Origin of the sequence: Pistricoccus aurantiacus (assembly GCF_007954585.1) — a bacterium.
GTDB lineage: Bacteria > Pseudomonadota > Gammaproteobacteria > Pseudomonadales > Halomonadaceae > Pistricoccus > Pistricoccus aurantiacus.
Genome location: NZ_CP042382.1, coordinates 399,833 through 414,846, shown reverse-complemented (window position 1 = coordinate 414,846; position 15,014 = coordinate 399,833). Strand labels below are relative to the sequence as shown.

The 15,014-nt window shown below is 59.2% G+C and carries 15 protein-coding genes and 3 tRNA genes; 13 read left to right on the top strand and 5 right to left on the bottom strand.

The window, feature by feature from the left end; genetic code table 11:
* Positions 1 to 290: 290 nt before the first annotated feature.
* Positions 291 to 542, top strand: a complete 252-nt coding sequence (locus FGL86_RS01955; RefSeq protein WP_147183023.1) for a type II toxin-antitoxin system Phd/YefM family antitoxin — start codon at positions 291 to 293, stop codon at positions 540 to 542.
* A gap of 147 nt (positions 543 to 689) precedes the next feature.
* Here the strand turns inward: FGL86_RS01955 and FGL86_RS01950 are convergent, their stop codons facing one another.
* Together FGL86_RS01950 and FGL86_RS01945 are read right to left on the bottom strand one after the other, a co-directional pair.
* Positions 690 to 1,100, bottom strand: coding sequence for a type II toxin-antitoxin system VapC family toxin (locus FGL86_RS01950; protein WP_222433783.1), 411 nt, complete (start codon positions 1,098 to 1,100; stop codon positions 690 to 692).
* Positions 1,082 to 1,312, bottom strand: coding sequence for a type II toxin-antitoxin system Phd/YefM family antitoxin (locus FGL86_RS01945; protein WP_147183022.1), 231 nt, complete (start codon positions 1,310 to 1,312; stop codon positions 1,082 to 1,084). Before FGL86_RS01945 ends, FGL86_RS01950 begins: the two co-directional genes overlap by 19 nt.
* 181 nt (positions 1,313 to 1,493) lie before the next feature.
* On the opposite strand from FGL86_RS01945, the gene FGL86_RS01940 reads away from it, so the two are divergent.
* Together FGL86_RS01940 and FGL86_RS01935 are read left to right on the top strand one after the other, a co-directional pair.
* Positions 1,494 to 1,766, top strand: coding sequence for a CopG family ribbon-helix-helix protein (locus FGL86_RS01940; RefSeq protein ID WP_147183021.1), 273 nt, complete (start codon positions 1,494 to 1,496; stop codon positions 1,764 to 1,766).
* Positions 1,763 to 2,044, top strand: coding sequence for a type II toxin-antitoxin system RelE/ParE family toxin (locus FGL86_RS01935; RefSeq protein ID WP_147183020.1), 282 nt, complete (start codon positions 1,763 to 1,765; stop codon positions 2,042 to 2,044). The genes FGL86_RS01940 and FGL86_RS01935 overlap by 4 nt, the downstream gene beginning before the upstream one ends.
* A gap of 74 nt (positions 2,045 to 2,118) precedes the next feature.
* On the opposite strand, the gene fdxA is transcribed toward FGL86_RS01935, so the two are convergent.
* Complete coding sequence (fdxA, locus tag FGL86_RS01930; RefSeq protein ID WP_147183019.1) at positions 2,119 to 2,442, bottom strand: ferredoxin FdxA; 324 nt, start codon at positions 2,440 to 2,442, stop codon at positions 2,119 to 2,121.
* 212 nt (positions 2,443 to 2,654) lie between these two features.
* The gene (gene mutS, locus FGL86_RS01925; RefSeq protein WP_147183018.1) at positions 2,655 to 5,237 is read right to left on the bottom strand and encodes a DNA mismatch repair protein MutS; all 2,583 of its coding nucleotides are present in this window, start codon (positions 5,235 to 5,237) and stop codon (positions 2,655 to 2,657) included.
* A gap of 91 nt (positions 5,238 to 5,328) precedes the next feature.
* On the opposite strand from mutS, the gene FGL86_RS01920 reads away from it, so the two are divergent.
* The 10 genes from FGL86_RS01920 (at position 5,329) to FGL86_RS01875 (ending at position 13,635) form a co-directional block, all read left to right on the top strand.
* Positions 5,329 to 5,862 (top strand): CinA family protein, encoded by a 534-nt coding sequence (locus FGL86_RS01920; protein WP_147183017.1) that lies wholly within the window; start codon positions 5,329 to 5,331, stop codon positions 5,860 to 5,862.
* A gap of 141 nt (positions 5,863 to 6,003) precedes the next feature.
* Positions 6,004 to 7,062 (top strand): recombinase RecA, encoded by a 1,059-nt coding sequence (gene recA / locus FGL86_RS01915; protein ID WP_147183016.1) that lies wholly within the window; start codon positions 6,004 to 6,006, stop codon positions 7,060 to 7,062.
* A 3-nt stretch (positions 7,063 to 7,065) separates the two neighbouring features.
* The gene (locus tag FGL86_RS01910; RefSeq protein ID WP_147186048.1) at positions 7,066 to 7,527 is read left to right on the top strand and encodes a regulatory protein RecX; all 462 of its coding nucleotides are present in this window, start codon (positions 7,066 to 7,068) and stop codon (positions 7,525 to 7,527) included.
* A gap of 160 nt (positions 7,528 to 7,687) precedes the next feature.
* The gene (alaS, locus tag FGL86_RS01905) at positions 7,688 to 10,297 is read left to right on the top strand and encodes an alanine--tRNA ligase (protein WP_147183015.1); all 2,610 of its coding nucleotides are present in this window, start codon (positions 7,688 to 7,690) and stop codon (positions 10,295 to 10,297) included.
* A gap of 49 nt (positions 10,298 to 10,346) precedes the next feature.
* Entirely contained in the window at positions 10,347 to 11,597 is a 1,251-nt protein-coding gene (locus tag FGL86_RS01900; RefSeq protein WP_147183014.1) for an aspartate kinase, read from the top strand.
* Between the two features lie 200 nt (positions 11,598 to 11,797).
* Entirely contained in the window at positions 11,798 to 11,992 is a 195-nt protein-coding gene (csrA, locus tag FGL86_RS01895) for a carbon storage regulator CsrA (protein WP_147183013.1), read from the top strand.
* Positions 11,993 to 12,140: 148 nt separating this feature from the next.
* A tRNA-Ser gene (locus FGL86_RS01890) sits at positions 12,141 to 12,233 on the top strand.
* A gap of 64 nt (positions 12,234 to 12,297) precedes the next feature.
* Positions 12,298 to 12,374: transfer RNA gene (locus tag FGL86_RS01885), tRNA-Arg, on the top strand.
* Positions 12,375 to 12,451: 77 nt separating this feature from the next.
* A tRNA-Arg gene (locus tag FGL86_RS01880) sits at positions 12,452 to 12,528 on the top strand.
* Between the two features lie 237 nt (positions 12,529 to 12,765).
* Entirely contained in the window at positions 12,766 to 13,635 is an 870-nt protein-coding gene (locus FGL86_RS01875) for an urea carboxylase-associated family protein (protein ID WP_147183012.1), read from the top strand.
* Positions 13,636 to 13,704: 69 nt separating this feature from the next.
* Here the strand turns inward: FGL86_RS01875 and FGL86_RS01870 are convergent, their stop codons facing one another.
* The gene (locus tag FGL86_RS01870; protein WP_147183011.1) at positions 13,705 to 15,003 is read right to left on the bottom strand and encodes a TRAP transporter large permease; all 1,299 of its coding nucleotides are present in this window, start codon (positions 15,001 to 15,003) and stop codon (positions 13,705 to 13,707) included.
* Positions 15,004 to 15,014: the final 11 nt, after the last annotated feature.

Sequence of the window (15,014 nt, the reverse complement as noted above, 5' to 3'; positions counted from 1 at the left end):
ATTCAAAGAAAGTTGAAGTTCTAACCTATAGTACGACTTTATATCGTCATTTTTCTGCTCTCGATAAGGTTATAGCGAAGGACATCATGAAACTTTACAAAGAAGACGAGTTTCCAAAGAGAACCAAGAATCTGTTTTTTGTCGGGCAAAGAAAAAGGTAATGCTAAAAAGGCGCTACTGTCGGACAGATTTCCGCAGAGCGCGGCGCTATGCCGCCCCACGAGGGAACAAAGGAGCGGTAAAATATGACCTATAATAAGCCCTAAATATTGGCCCTAATAGGGGGCTTTATGCGCCAAGTTCTTGCTGACTTTTCCGTAACCATTTCAGAATTAAAGAAGAATCCGTCCGCGCTGCTCTCTCAGGCCAGTGGTTCGCCAATTTCAGTTTTGAACCACAACAAGCTGGCTGCTTACCTGATTCCAGCAGATACCTACGAGGCATTGATGGATATAATTGAGGATTACGAACTCGCCAAGCTGGTTGAGGAGCGTCTAGGAGACAAGGAGCAGGCGGTATCGGTGTCCTTGGATGACCTATAAGCTCAAGTTTCTACCTCTCGCGTTGAAGGAATGGAAAAACCGTGGGAATGGTTAAAGGCCAATATAATTACTGACGATACAGAAAATTAAGACCGCTTAATTGCCGGTATGTGAAGAAAAAGAGAGAATGATGTAAGGCGTTATACTTCACCAGATCGTGTCAATGAGGGTGGATTGGCGCAGGTTCGAATCGGCTGTAATGAGTTGCGCGTTATAAATAATTGAAGTCGCTGCAATAATCCGATCTGCGGGATCGTTGTTGATTTGGGAGTCAAGGTTGGTTGAAAGTTCCGCAATTTCTGGAGAAATGGAAACAACGGATATATTGCGAGATTCTAGAAATAGGTTCACGAAATTTGCTGCGCTAGTTGCAACTTCAATGCGAGAACGCTTGATAAGCATTGATATTTCCCATATCGAAATATCGGAAATTATCAGGGCGTTGTGCTCATCTGCTTTTGCGATTGCAGCTTTGGCCTTATCAGTCAACCTGGCTTTGTCAAGAGCGTCCCAAACGATTGCACAGGTGTCGAGTAAAATCACAGCATTGCATCCCATTGGTTGTCCAGTGGGCTAGTTACATCATTGATTTTGGCAGTAGCAGAGAGTTCGCTCAGCCGTTTCTTCGCCAGCGCTTTCTTGTCTGTTGGAGGAGCGATAGTGGCTAAAACTCTACCGTTGGTGGTAACGGTAATTTGCTCGCCGTGGCTAGCCTTTTCAAGATATTTCAATAGGTTGGCTCTGAGATCGCTAATATTGACAGTTAGCATGTTCAGTAATCTCTTTTTTGTACAAAGTGATTGTACAATGATACGCAAGCGGGCATAACAAGACAATAGAGCAGGCCCAGCTACGCTCCGTTAACTTTTGCTCGCTTAGCCTCGAGTCTTTGGCACACCCTTGTCGACTATGCTGTAATACAGTGTAGTCATCGAATTCGAGGGTATTGTGATGAGTGTCACCACAGTTCGTCTTCAGGCAGAGGTTGAGCAACATCTCGAGGCAATCGCTAGCAGGCTCCACCGGAGCAAGGGCTGGGTGATCAATCAGGCATTGTCGGAATACATTGAAAAGCAGCAGCGCGAGCAGGAGCGTTGGCAACAAACGTTAGAGGCGATGGAGTCTGCCGCTCAGGGAAAAGTCGTCGACGCCGGCGAGGTGCAGGATTGGCTCAATAGCTGGGGAGCCGATAACGAGCGGGACGCGCCGGAGTCAGGTAGGTGAAACTGGTTTACACGGATGAAGCCATTGAAGATTTGAAGCGCCTCAGGGAGTTCATCGCAGTCCACCATCCTTCCGCGGCTGCCAGAGTCGCCGCGAAGCTGGTGACTAAAATCGAGTTGCTACCGGATTTTCCCAAATTGGGAGCACCGGTTGAATTGGCGCCGGTGCCGGAGTCAGTCCGAGACATGGTGTTTGACAAGTACGTTGTTCGCTATTCAGTGCATGCCAGCGCCATCATCATTCTCCGGATATGGCATGGTCTGGAAGATGAGCGGTAGTCATTTGATCAGGCGCTGTCGTCGGCCAGTTTTAACACTGCTTCGCGGCTCCAAGGCTGCCGCGAAGCCTTGCATTACCTCTCAAGCAACTCTCGCTTGCCGGGCTTGCCATCCCATTCCTCCGCGTCCGGCAGGGGATCCTGCTTCTCGGAGATATTCGGCCATTCTTCCGCGAGTTCCGCGTTGATCTCGATGAATTCCTGCTGGCTCTCCGGCAATTCATCCTCGGCGAAGATCGCTTCCGCCGGACACTCCGGTTCGCAGAGGGCGCAGTCGATGCATTCGTCGGGATGAATGACCAGAAAGTTGGGACCTTCATAGAAGCAGTCCACCGGGCAGACTTCCACGCAGTCGGTGTATTTGCACTTGATGCAGTTTTCGGTGACAACGAACGTCATGACTTCCCTCGGTCGTAAAAATGATGATGCTAAAACGGGCTGATGTTCTCTAATACTTATATTCTTTTAAGGTATATAAAAGTATTTTTTATAACCATAAAAAATGATGCGTATTGTAAAATGCGCTGGGCTGTGTCACAAGCGGCTTGACGCTATAAGCGTGTTACTCCATTTGACGCCGGTCAGGCGCTAGTTTCCAGCGATTCGCCGCGTCAAAGTGTCTTGCGCCAGCGGTAGAGCAAATCCAGCGCCTGGCGGGGAGACAGTTCATCCAGTTCCAGGGTTTCAAGCTCCTCGACCAGCGGATGCGGCACGCTGGCGAAAAGATCACTTTGCATTGGCGCTGCGGGATTTCCTCGGCGCGGTGCCCTTGCCTTGTGTTGACCCTGGTCGACTTCCTGCTGTTCCAGCGTCGCGAGCTTTTCCCGCGCTCGGCTGATCACCGCTTTCGGCACCCCGGCCAGTTGGGCAACCTGGAGACCGTAGCTTTGACTCGCCGGCCCTTCCTCCACCCGGTGCATGAAGACGATACCATCCTTGTGCTCTGCGGCGCTGAGATGCACATTGGCCACGCCTTCCGCCTGATCCGTCAGGCCGGTCATCTCGAAGTAGTGAGTCGCGAACAGGGTGAAGGCGCGGCGCTGGGTCAGGTATTCCGCGCTGGCCCAGGCCAGGGAAAGGCCGTCGAAGGTGCTGGTGCCGCGGCCGATCTCGTCCATCAGCACCAGGCTATATTCCGTGGCGTTATGCAGGATATTGGCGGTTTCCGTCATCTCCACCATGAAGGTGGAGCGCCCACCGGCCAGGTCGTCGCTGGAGCCGATACGGGTGAAGATGCGATCCACCGGACCGATGGTCGCTCGGCTGGCGGGCACGAAGCTGCCGGTATGGGCAAGCAGGGTGATCAGCGCCGCCTGGCGCATGTAGGTGGACTTGCCGCCCATGTTGGGGCCAGTGATCACCAGCATGCGCCGCCGCTCGTCGAAGCACAGGTCGTTGGGTACGAAGGGGATCTCGCTTACCCGTTCCACCACCGGGTGGCGTCCCGTCTCGATATGAATACCCGGGCTTTCGACAAGGTTCGGCCTGACGAAATCCAGCGCCAGGGCCCGTTCGGCGAAGGCGCCCAGCACGTCCAGGGTCGCCAGGGCCTGGCTGGTTGCCTGCAGGGCACCAAGCTCCGCGTTCAGGTTGTCGATCAGGCTTTCATAAAGCAGCTTCTCCCGGGCCAGGGCCCGGGACCTGGCGGAGAGCGCCTTGTCCTCGAATTCCTTGAGCTCCGGAATGATGAATCGCTCCGCGTTCTTCAAGGTCTGGCGGCGAATATAGTCGCTTGGGACGTCCTTGGCCTGAGCGCGGGGAATCTCGATATAGTAGCCATGTACCCGGTTATAGCCGACCTTGAGCCCCGCCAGGCCGCTGCGCCGACGCTCTCGGGCCTCGAGTTCCACCAGATAGTCCCCGGCGTGTTCCGCCAGGCCGCGATAGTCGTCGAGTTCCGCATCGAAGCCCTCGGCGATCACGCCGCCGTCGCGGATCACCACCGGCGGATTCTCCATCAGGGCGCGCCTGAGCATGTCCGCCAGCTCGGGAAAAGGCCGGATACGCTGGCGCAGTTCGTCCAGGGCGGTGCCGTCGGCGAAGTGCGCAAGCTCGTCCTGCAGGTCGGGCAGCGCCGCCAGGGCATCTCGCAGCCGGGCCAGATCCCGGGGCCGGGCGCTGCGCAGGGCGACCCGGGCGAGAATGCGCTCCATATCACCGATGGCCTTGAGGGTTTCATGCAGAAGAGTCAAGGAATCGCTTTCCAGCAGCAGCTGCACCGCCCCCTGGCGGGCGCCGAGCAACGTTCGGTCGCGCAGGGGTCGATTGATCCAGCGCTTGAGCAATCGCGAGCCCATGGCGGTGGCGGTGGTGTCCAAGACACTTGCCAGGGTGTTGTCGGTGCTCCCGGAGAGGTTGAGATCGATTTCCAGGTTGCGCCGGCTGGCGGCGTCGATGATCACCGCCTCGTCGCGATTCTCGACGCTGATGGCGGTGACGTGGGGCAGGGCGGAGCGCTGGGTGTCCCGGGCGTACTCCATCAGCACCCCGGCGGCGGTGATCGCCACCTGTAGATGCGCGCAGCCGAAGCCGCGCAGATCCTGCACCTGGAACTGATCGCACAGCAGGCGGGTGGCGGAATCGTGATCGAAGAGCCAGGCGCTCTGGCGGCGCAGGCCGCTGCGACCCCCAAGCGCCTGCAGCGGCTCCGAATCTTCGCTGATCAGCAGTTCCGCCGGATTGAGCCGCTGCACTTCCGACAGCATCTCCGCCTCGCTCTCGACTTCAAGCACGCTGAAACGGCCGCTGGAAAGCTCGAGCCAGGCCAGTCCCCAGCAGTTGCTCTGGGAATGCAGCGCCAGCAGCAGGTTGTCGCGATGGGCGTCGAGCAGCGCCTCGTCGTGCAGGGTGCCCGGGGTGACGATACGCACGACCTTGCGCTCCACCGGCCCCTTGGCCAGAGCGGGATCGCCGATCTGCTCGCAAATGGCCACGGATTCTCCCGCCTTGACCAGCCGCGACAGATAGCCTTCCGCGCTATGATAGGGCACCCCGGCCATGGGAATCGGCTGTCCCGCGGATTGGCCGCGACGGGTCAAGGTGATATCCAGCAGCTTGGCGGCGCGCTTGGCATCGTCGAAGAACAGCTCGTAGAAGTCTCCCATGCGATAGAACAGCAGCACGTCCGGGTGTTCGCGCTTGATCTTCAGATACTGCGCCATCATGGGCGTGTGTGAGGCGCTGGCCTGGGTCATGATGTATTGATTACCTTAAGACGCTTGTCGGATCGCAATCCGGACACTGGCTTGGTGTTAAAAGGCACTATTCTACTCGTGGAGACATGGCATGTCAGATAACACCTTCGAGCGTTCCGATGCGCTTTCACTGGCTCGCGAGCTTGGCGAGCGGTGCCGCGAACATGGGATCAGCGTGACCACCGCGGAATCCTGCACCGGCGGTGGCGTGGCCAGCGCCATCACGGCAATCGCCGGCAGCTCCAGCTATTTCGAAACCGGCTACGTGACCTATTCCAACGCCGCCAAGGCCCGTTTGCTGGGGGTGCCGCAACCTCTGCTGGAGCAGATGGGAGCGGTCAGCGGCGAAGTGGTCGAGGCCATGGTGGCCGGCGCCTGCATCGACAGCGGGGCGGATCTGGGAGTGGCGGTCAGCGGCGTGGCCGGCCCGGACGGCGGCAGCGATGAAAAGCCGGTGGGCACGGTCTGGCTGGCCTGGGGTGACGCGCGTTGCCAACAGGCGCAGTGCTTTCACTTCTCCGGCGATCGCGCCTCGGTAAGGGAGCAATCCGTGCGAATGGCCCTGGCTGGGCTACTCGAGCGAATCGAGGATATGCAGGTAAAACGACGCGGAAAACAAGAGTAGGCGAAGCGGAACTTTTACGGCATAATACTGTTCAACTATACAGCTTTTTAGGCCAGCTTCCCGAGCCGTCGCTTCCTTGACGAATCGCGTATGCTGACCCTTTCCGTCGGCGGCTTTATTTCATTTTCCAGGAGGCCATGCATGGCACAGGATGACAACCGCTCCAAGGCGCTCAACGCGGCGCTCTCGCAAATCGAGCGACAATTCGGCAAGGGCGCCGTGATGCGCTTGGGAGATACTCCTCGGGTCGTCATGCCCTCGGTATCCACCGGCTCCCTGGGGCTGGATATCGCCTTGGGAATCGGCGGCCTACCTTTCGGTCGGGTGGTAGAGATCTACGGCCCGGAATCTTCCGGCAAGACTACCCTGACCCTTTCCGTGATCGCCCAGGCCCAGAAGCAGGGCAAGACCTGCGCCTTCATCGACGCGGAACATGCTCTCGATCCCAGCTACGCGGAAAAGCTCGGGGTCAATCTCGACGACCTGCTGGTCTCCCAGCCGGATACCGGCGAGCAGGCGCTGGAAATCTGCGACATGCTAGTGCGCTCCGGCGGTGTGGACGTGATCATCATCGATTCCGTGGCGGCGCTGACCCCCCGGGCGGAGATCGAGGGGGAAATGGGCGATTCCCACGTCGGCCTGCAGGCGCGTTTGATGTCCCAGGCACTGCGCAAGATCACCGGTAACATCAAGAACGCCAACTGCATGGTGGTGTTCATCAACCAGATCCGCATGAAGATCGGCGTAATGTTCGGCAGCCCGGAAACCACCACCGGCGGCAACGCCCTCAAGTTCTACTCCAGCGTGCGCCTGGACATCCGCCGCACCGGCTCCGTGAAGCAGGGCGACGAGGTAACCGGCAACGAGACCCGGGTCAAGGTGGTCAAGAACAAGGTGGCGCCGCCTTTCCGCCAGGCGGAGTTCCAGATTCTCTACGGCAAGGGTATCTATCACGCCGGCGAAGTGGTCGATCTGGGGGTGCAGTGTGGCCTGGTCGATAAAGCAGGAGCCTGGTACAGCTACAAAGGCAACAAGATCGGCCAGGGCAAGGCCAACGCGGCGCAGTTCCTCGAGGACAATCCGGCGATCATGGACGAGATCGAAAGCGGTATTCGTGGGCAACTGCTGGCCCAGCCGGAGCCCAAGGCGAAGCAGGAAGAGCCGGCTCTGGAAGAGCAGCCCCAGGATGAAAAGCTTTAAGTGATGGCGTCTTCCGCGACGAAAACCATCGAGGACGACGCCATTCGCCTGCTGGCTCGGCGGGAATATTCCCGTGCCGAACTGGCAGGCCGGCTCGCGGCCAAAGGGCACGACAGCCGCGAGGTCCATGAGTGCCTCGACGATCTCGCCGCGCGAGGCCTGCAGTCCGACGCTCGTTTCGCGGAAAGTTTCCTGCGCTCGCGTCTGAGTCGTGGCCAGGGCGCGCTCAAGATTCGCGGTGAACTACAGCAGCGCGGAGTAGATCGCGAGCTGATCGGCGATACGCTTGCGAATACCGAGGTCGACTGGTTCGCGCTTGCCTGCGATACCCTGGCGCGGCGCTTCGATTCCCCCGGCGATACGCCCCGGGAACGGGCGCGCCGAGAGCGTTTCCTGGCCGGGCGCGGCTTCGATTTCGAACAGGTGCGCCACGCCTTGTCCCACGCCTGGGAGGAGCGCGAGTAACCCCTGCCTGCCCAAACTACCTTCTCTTCATTTTCACCAGCACACTCCACCGCTGAACAATGCCTTTTGACTGCGTTATACTGGCGCACTTGCGACGGCCCCGGGGCGCGCCAATTCGGCGTCAGCCAGGCGTCATCACGCTTATCGCCACGGATTTACTATGAAAAGCGCAGAGATCAGACAGGCCTTCCTGACCTTCTTCGAAGAGCAAGGACACAGCATCGTACCGACGAGTTCTCTGGTGCCCGACAACGATCCCACCCTGCTGTTCACCAATGCGGGCATGGTGCCCTTCAAGGACATGTTCCTTGGCCGCGAGTCGCGGCCCTACGTACGGGCGACCTCCGCCCAGCGCTGCGTGCGCGCCGGCGGCAAGCATAACGATCTGGACAACGTCGGCTATACCGCCCGCCACCATACCTTCTTCGAAATGCTCGGCAATTTCAGCTTCGGCGACTACTTCAAGCGCGACGCCATTCGCTTCGCCTGGACGCTTTTGACGGAGCGTTTTGGGCTGCCCCCGGAGAGACTCTGGGTGACCGTGCATATCAGCGACGATGAAGCCGAGCGTATCTGGAAGGATGAGATCGGCATCGATCCAACGCGTTTTTCACGGCTCGACGAGGACAACTTCTGGCAGATGGGCGATACCGGCCCCTGCGGTCCCTGCTCGGAAATCTTCTATGATCACGGCCCGGAAGTGGCCGGGGGGCCGCCGGGCAGCCCGGAGGAAGACGGCGATCGGTATATCGAGATCTGGAATCTGGTGTTCATGCAGTACGAACGGGACGCGGCGGGCAATATGAATCCGCTGCCCAAGCCTTCCATCGATACCGGTATGGGGCTTGAGCGTATCGCCGCGGTGCTCCAAGGCGTGCACTCCAATTACGAGATCGACCTGTTCCAGAACTTGCTGAAGGCCGCTGCGGAAGCGACCGGGCACGAGGATATCACCACGCCGTCCCTGCGGGTGATCGCGGATCATATTCGCTCCTGCGCTTTCCTGATCGCCGATGGGGTGCTGCCCGCCAACGAAGGGCGGGGCTACGTGCTGCGGCGTATCATCCGCCGCGCTATTCGCCACGGTCACAAGCTGGGCGCCAGCGAGCCGTTCTTCTACCAACTGGTCGTGGCGCTGGACGAAGAGATGGGCGACGCCTATCCGGAACTGCGCAGCGCCCGCGCGCAGATAGAGAAGGTGCTCCTCAAGGAAGAAGAGCAGTTCGCCCGTACCCTGGATCACGGCATGGGATTGCTGGAATCCGCCCTCGAAAATCTCGAAGGCGAGGTGCTGCCCGGTGAGACCGTCTTCAAGCTCTACGATACCTACGGCTTTCCCTTCGACCTGACCGCGGACGTCTGCCGGGAGCGCGGCGTCACTCTCGACGAGGCGGGCTTCGAGCGGGAGCTGGAAGCCCAGCGTCAGCGCGCTCGAGCCGCCAGCCAGTTCGGCGCGGAGTACGGCACGGCCCTGGAACTCGAAGGCGAAACCACCTTTACCGGCTACGACCGGCTGGAGGATCAGGCCGTCGTGACCGCGCTTCTGGATAGCCAGGGCAATGCCTTGAGAGCCCTCGAGGAAGGTCGTCAGGCGTTGGTGGTGCTGGATCGCACGCCGTTCTACGGCGAGTCCGGCGGTCAGGTCGGCGACACCGGCTACCTGATCGGCGAGAGCGGACGCTTCCAGGTCACGGATACCCAGAAACAGGACGGCCATCATCTGCATAAAGGCGTGTTGGTCGAAGGCAGCCTGACCGTAGGCGCCCAGGTCACGCCCCAGGTGGATGCCAGCCTGCGGGCCGCCACGGTGCGCAACCATTCCGCCACCCACCTGCTGCATCAGGCGCTGCGTATGGTGCTGGGGGATCACGTGCAGCAGAAGGGTTCCCTGGTCAGCGCGGAGCGGCTGCGCTTCGACTTCAGCCATTTCGAGCCGGTGACCCCGGCGCAGCTCGAGGAAATCGAAGCCATCGTCAATCGTCAGGTGCTGGCCAATGCGCCGACCCGCATCGAGCAGATGAGCCTCGAGGAAGCCAAGGGCAAGGGGGCGGCGGCGCTGTTCGAGGCCAAGTATGCCGACAGCGTGCGGGTATTGACCATCGGCGCGAACGACTTCTCCATCGAGCTGTGCGGCGGTACTCACGTGGCCCGCAGCGGCGACATCGGCTGCTTCCATATCGTCGGCGAGACCGGTATCGCCGCTGGCGTGCGGCGTATCGAGGCGCTCACCGGCGAGGGGGCGCTGGCCTATTTCCGCGAGCAGGAATCACGCCTGGCCCGTATCGGCGAGCGGCTCAGGGCCAAGCCGGAACAGGTGGAAGAGCGGGTCGAATCCCTGGCGGAGCGCAACCGCCGGCTGGAAAAGGAACTCGAGCGGCTGAAGGCCAAGCTTGCCAGCGCCGCGGGCAGCGACCTGCTGGCGGAGACCCGGGAGATCGCGGGTGTCAGACTTCTGACCAAGCAGTTGGAGGGCGTGTCCGGCAAGGAGCTGCGCGGCGTGCTGGACCAGCTCAAGTCCAAGCTGGGCTCCGGGGTGATCGTGCTGGGAGTCGTCGATCGGGAAGCGAGCAAGGTCAACCTGATCGCCGGGGTTACAAACGATCTCGTCGATCGCCTCAAGGCCGGCGACCTGGTACGCCACGTGGCGTCTCAGGTGGGCGGCAAGGGCGGCGGTCGTGCGGATATGGCCCAGGCCGGCGGCAGCGATCCTCAGGCCCTTCCTCGAGCGCTGGCCAGCGTGCCCGCCTGGGTCAAAGCGACGCTTGGCTGATGCAATAACATTTACTCGAATTCATTCACTCGAATCAGGGCAATCTTATATGGCGCTATTCGTACAGAAGTTCGGTGGCACTTCGGTGGGCTCGGTGGAGCGCATCAAGGCCGTCGCGGAGAAAGTCAAACGCGATCGCGACAACGGTCATCAGGTAGTGGTGGTGGTCTCGGCGATGAGCGGCGAGACCAATCGGCTTATCGACCTGGCGAGCCAGATCAACGACGAACCTACCCCACGGGAAATGGACATGCTGGTGTCCACCGGCGAGCAGGTGACGATTTCCCTGCTGGCCATGGCGCTGCACAAGCTCAAGGTGCCGGCGACCTCCTATACAGGTGCCCAGGTGGGTATCCGTACCGACAGTGCCCACACCAAGGCGCGTATTCAGGGTATCGAGACCGAGGACATACGCGCGGACCTCAATGAAGGCCAGGTCGTGGTAGTCGCCGGTTTCCAGGGGGTCGACGAGGAAGGCAATATCACCACCCTGGGGCGGGGCGGTTCCGACACCACCGGGGTGGCCCTGGCAGCCGCGCTGGGCGCCGACGAGTGTCAGATCTATACCGATGTGGACGGTGTCTACACCACGGATCCACGGGTCTGCTCCAAGGCGCGACGCCTGGAGACGATCACCGTCGAGGAGATGCTCGAACTCGCCAGTCTCGGTTCCAAGGTACTGCAGATTCGTGCCGTGGAGTTCGCCGGTAAATACAATGTCCCCCTGCGCGTGCTGTCCAGCTTCGAAGAAGGCCCGGGTACGCTGATTATCGCTGACACCAACAATGACGAGGACTCCATGGAAGAACCGCTGATTGCAGGCATCGCCTTTACCGCCAATGAAGCCAAGCTGACTCTGCTCAATACGCCGGACGTGCCCGGCGTGGCCTCACGTATTCTGACGCCCATCGCGGAAGCCAATATCGAAGTCGATATGATCGTGCAGAACGTGGCGCCGGCGGGCAATTACACCGATTTCACCTTTACCGTGGCTAAGGGAGATTACAAACAGACGCTCAACATTCTCAAGGAGCAGGTGCTGCCGGATCTCGGCGAGGGTGAGGTGCGCGGCGACGACAACATCGCCAAGGTATCGCTGGTAGGGGTCGGCATGCGCTCCCACGCCGGGGTCGCCTCCAAGATGTTTCAGGTGTTGGCCAAGGAAAATATCAATATCCGTATGGTGTCCACGTCGGAAATCAAGATATCCGTGGTCATCGACGAAAAGCATATGGAACTTGCGGTTCGCGCCCTGCATACTGCTTTTGGCCTCGACAAGGACGATATCGAGCGTGAATGAATGCTTGCCAATGCGCGCTTGCCTTCTAGGCTAGTCTAGAAGGAAGAAATGAACCTTGGTTCAAGCTTTCATTGACGATACGTTCGGATACGTTGGATGTTAATCTATGTGTCCGATAACAGCGCAATATAATAATTGAACAGCGTATCGTTTCGGGTCCGTATGCTTTGGATGCCATAAGTCTGAGAAGGAGATCAGCAATGCTCATCTTGACCCGCCGTGTCGGAGAAACCTTGATGGTCGGCGATGAAGTTACCGTCACAGTATTGGGTGTGAAGGGAAACCAGGTAAGAATCGGTGTCAACGCTCCCAAGGATGTCGCGGTCCATCGTGAAGAGATTTACCAGCGAATTCAGCGCGAAAAAACCGATAGTGGCGAGGAGCCCATCGATTGATCCTGGGCGCTTCGATCGCTTGCACCGACCCATGCCCGAGTCGATGCGCCCGCGGCGGCGGATGCCATCTGACGGGAGTGCAAAAAATTGCCTCGGGCATTGGACAAGTTTCTTCCAAAACGCTACCATACGCGCCGTGTTGATGAAGGGAGAGGTGGCCGAGTGGCTGAAGGCGCTCCCCTGCTAAGGGAGTATGGGGTTTATAGCCCCATCGAGGGTTCGAATCCCTCCCTCTCCGCCATATTTTTTAGCACCGATCACATCGGCACATCATGACGTCATTTCGAGTAAGCACAAGTCAACACGCGCCCGTAGCTCAGCTGGATAGAGTACCTGACTACGAATCAGGGGGTCAGAGGTTCGAATCCTCTCGGGCGCGCCACCTTGTTCTTGATCCCGTCTGAAACAGTTTTCGGTTTGACCGTGTCTTCGAGTTCGACCGTATTCTAGTTTGACTCAGCGCCCGTAGCTCAGCTGGATAGAGTACCTGACTACGAATCAGGGGGTCAGAGGTTCGAATCCTCTCGGGCGCGCCAGTTTTTATCCGTCTTCGAGAAAGGCGGGTTTCGTGTTTGCAATATCGGATTCTCTCCTTGTCTGATAGTGCTAGCCATGCCGAGAATACAGGCTGGAATCGCCTGCCAATCGGTTGTTGGTCGTTTATAGCGCCATCCCTTCGTGGATCGGCGCTTTTTTTATGTTTTTTTACTGCATCAGCGCAAGACTCGGTTCAAGATTCGTTGATGTTCGTCACCTTGTTCGAGGAAGTCATCATGTCGAAAATGCCCGCTGCCTATCAAGCTACCCGAGGCTCGATTCTCGACGTGGATCGGGCATTTTACGATAGTCTGACCGTCGCCCAGACAGAGCGACGGCTGGTGACAACTCATACCGTTCCGATGCGAGACGGCCTGGCCTGGGAGGTGCCGGCGGGGCATGTCTTCCGAATAAAGATCATCGAGGGCGCTCAGGTGGGAGACTTCAATCTATGGAGTCTGCACAACCCTCGTGAACGCCTGTGGGCCTCCCGCACTCGCCAGCTGCAAAGCGCTCATGTCAGTACCTATGATCGGCTGTGGTCGAGCCTGCCTTATCTACGTCCCATGGTGACGATCATCGACGACTCCCTGGCGGACTATGGCGTCGATGATGACGGAGGGCGGGTTCACGATCTGCTGGGCACGCGCTGTGATCCCTACGTCAATACGCTGCTCACCGGAGAAGACTTCGATTTTCACTGCCACTCGAATCTGGTGAGAGCCATCGAGCCTTGGGGGCTGACCGAATTCGATGTCCATGACGTCTTGAATATCTTTCAATGCACCGGGCTCAATGAGGACGATCAGTACTTCATGAAGGCCTGCCCGGCACGCAAGGGCGACTATCTGGAGTTCTTTGCCGAGATCGATCTGCTGTGCGCCCTGTCCTGCTGTCCGGGCGGAGATCTCTCCGTGGATCTCTGGGGACCGAACGCACGCGACCCACTGGAAACCTGTCATCCCTTGGGAGTCGAGGTTTATGCGGTGGATGACGATCTTCTTAGCGGCTGGACCTCTCCCCAACCTGCTCCGTATCGAGGACGACATGGCCGCAGGGGCCCCGAGTCGGATTGGTCCGCGATCAAGCGCCAGCGCTGTTGCTAGAAGCATTGGCCATGACGAGACATTTTTAGCGAAGCCGCGACCTGAGCAGGCTAATACAGATGATCTCCATCAGCGATTTCCCATGGCTTCTGGCAGATAGGTCGCGATCTGCGGAAACAGCGTGATGAGAACGACCCCCAGTCCCATGAGGAAGAAAAACGGCAGGGCGGCCTGGGCGATGCGCAGGATGTTCTTTCCGGTCAGGCCCTGTAGTACGAAGAGGTTGAAGCCCACCGGCGGAGTGATCTGAGACATTTCCACCACGATCACCAGATAGATGCCGAACCAGATCAGATCGATGCCGGCGGCCTCGACCATGGGCAGCAGGATCGAAGTGGTCAGTACCACCACGGAGATGCCGTCCAGGAAACAGCCCAGCAGAATGAAGAACACGGTCAGTGCCATCAGCAGCATATAGGGCGAGAGGTTCAAGGAGGCGATCCAGGTGGCCAGGTCGCTGGGCAGCCCTGTGAAGCCCATGGCAGCAGTCAGAAACGATGCCCCGGCGAGAATGAAAGCGATCATGGTAGAAGTGCGCACCGCCCCCATGGTCGCCTCGACGAAGGTGCTCCATTGCATGACGCCTTGCCAGCGCGCCAGCAGCAGCGACAGCACCACACCCACGGCGGCGGCCTCGGTGGGTGAGGCAAGCCCGGCGTAGATCGAGCCGATCACACCGACGATCAATCCCAGCAGCGGAATCAGGCGACGTGAGCGGCGAAACTTTTCGCCCAGTGAGGTGTGTTCATCCGCGGCGGGAATACGATCCGGAAAGCGCCAGGACCACAGCATCAGATAACCGGCGAACAGCGAGATCAGCAGTACGCCGGGCAGGATGCCGGCGATGAACAGCCGCGCGATGGATTGATCCGTGGCCACGGCGTAGACGATCAGAATGATCGACGGCGGTATCAGTAGACCCAGGGTGGCGGATCCGGCCAGGGTGCCGAGCACCAGACGTTCGTCGTAGCCTCGGCGGGCCAGCTCGGGGATCGCCATCTTGCCCATGGTGGCGCAGGTCGCCGCCGAAGAGCCGGAAACCGCGGCGAACAGTCCGCAGCCGATCACGTTGGTGTGCAACAAACGTCCGGGAATGCGCGTCATCCACGGCGCGAGTCCGGAGAACATGTCCTCGGCGAGACGCGAGCGAAACAGGAGCTCCCCCATCCAGATGAACATCGGCAGGGCGGTCAGTTCCCAGCTGTAGCTGGCGCTCCAGATGTCCGAGGCCATGATGTCGCCGGCGGGAATCGAGGTGAACTGACTGATGCCGATCCAGCCCAGCCCCATCAACGAGAACGCCACCCAGACACCGCTGCCCAGCAGGATGAGCAAGGCGACAAGCAACACCAGAACAAGCGTCAACATGAAACGATTGC

Coding starts and splice junctions, on each gene's coding strand:
- FGL86_RS01955 (WP_147183023.1), top strand. CDS start 291: ATGCGCCAAGTTCTTGCTGACTTTTCCGTAACCATTTCAGAATTAAAG.
- FGL86_RS01950 (WP_222433783.1), bottom strand. CDS start 1,100: ATGGGATGCAATGCTGTGATTTTACTCGACACCTGTGCAATCGTTTGG.
- FGL86_RS01945 (WP_147183022.1), bottom strand. CDS start 1,312: ATGCTAACTGTCAATATTAGCGATCTCAGAGCCAACCTATTGAAATAT.
- FGL86_RS01940 (WP_147183021.1), top strand. CDS start 1,494: ATGAGTGTCACCACAGTTCGTCTTCAGGCAGAGGTTGAGCAACATCTC.
- fdxA (WP_147183019.1), bottom strand. CDS start 2,442: ATGACGTTCGTTGTCACCGAAAACTGCATCAAGTGCAAATACACCGAC.
- mutS (WP_147183018.1), bottom strand. CDS start 5,237: ATGACCCAGGCCAGCGCCTCACACACGCCCATGATGGCGCAGTATCTG.
- FGL86_RS01920 (WP_147183017.1), top strand. CDS start 5,329: ATGTCAGATAACACCTTCGAGCGTTCCGATGCGCTTTCACTGGCTCGC.
- recA (WP_147183016.1), top strand. CDS start 6,004: ATGGCACAGGATGACAACCGCTCCAAGGCGCTCAACGCGGCGCTCTCG.
- FGL86_RS01910 (WP_147186048.1), top strand. CDS start 7,066: ATGGCGTCTTCCGCGACGAAAACCATCGAGGACGACGCCATTCGCCTG.
- alaS (WP_147183015.1), top strand. CDS start 7,688: ATGAAAAGCGCAGAGATCAGACAGGCCTTCCTGACCTTCTTCGAAGAG.
- FGL86_RS01900 (WP_147183014.1), top strand. CDS start 10,347: ATGGCGCTATTCGTACAGAAGTTCGGTGGCACTTCGGTGGGCTCGGTG.
- csrA (WP_147183013.1), top strand. CDS start 11,798: ATGCTCATCTTGACCCGCCGTGTCGGAGAAACCTTGATGGTCGGCGAT.
- FGL86_RS01875 (WP_147183012.1), top strand. CDS start 12,766: ATGTCGAAAATGCCCGCTGCCTATCAAGCTACCCGAGGCTCGATTCTC.
- FGL86_RS01870 (WP_147183011.1), bottom strand. CDS start 15,003: ATGTTGACGCTTGTTCTGGTGTTGCTTGTCGCCTTGCTCATCCTGCTG.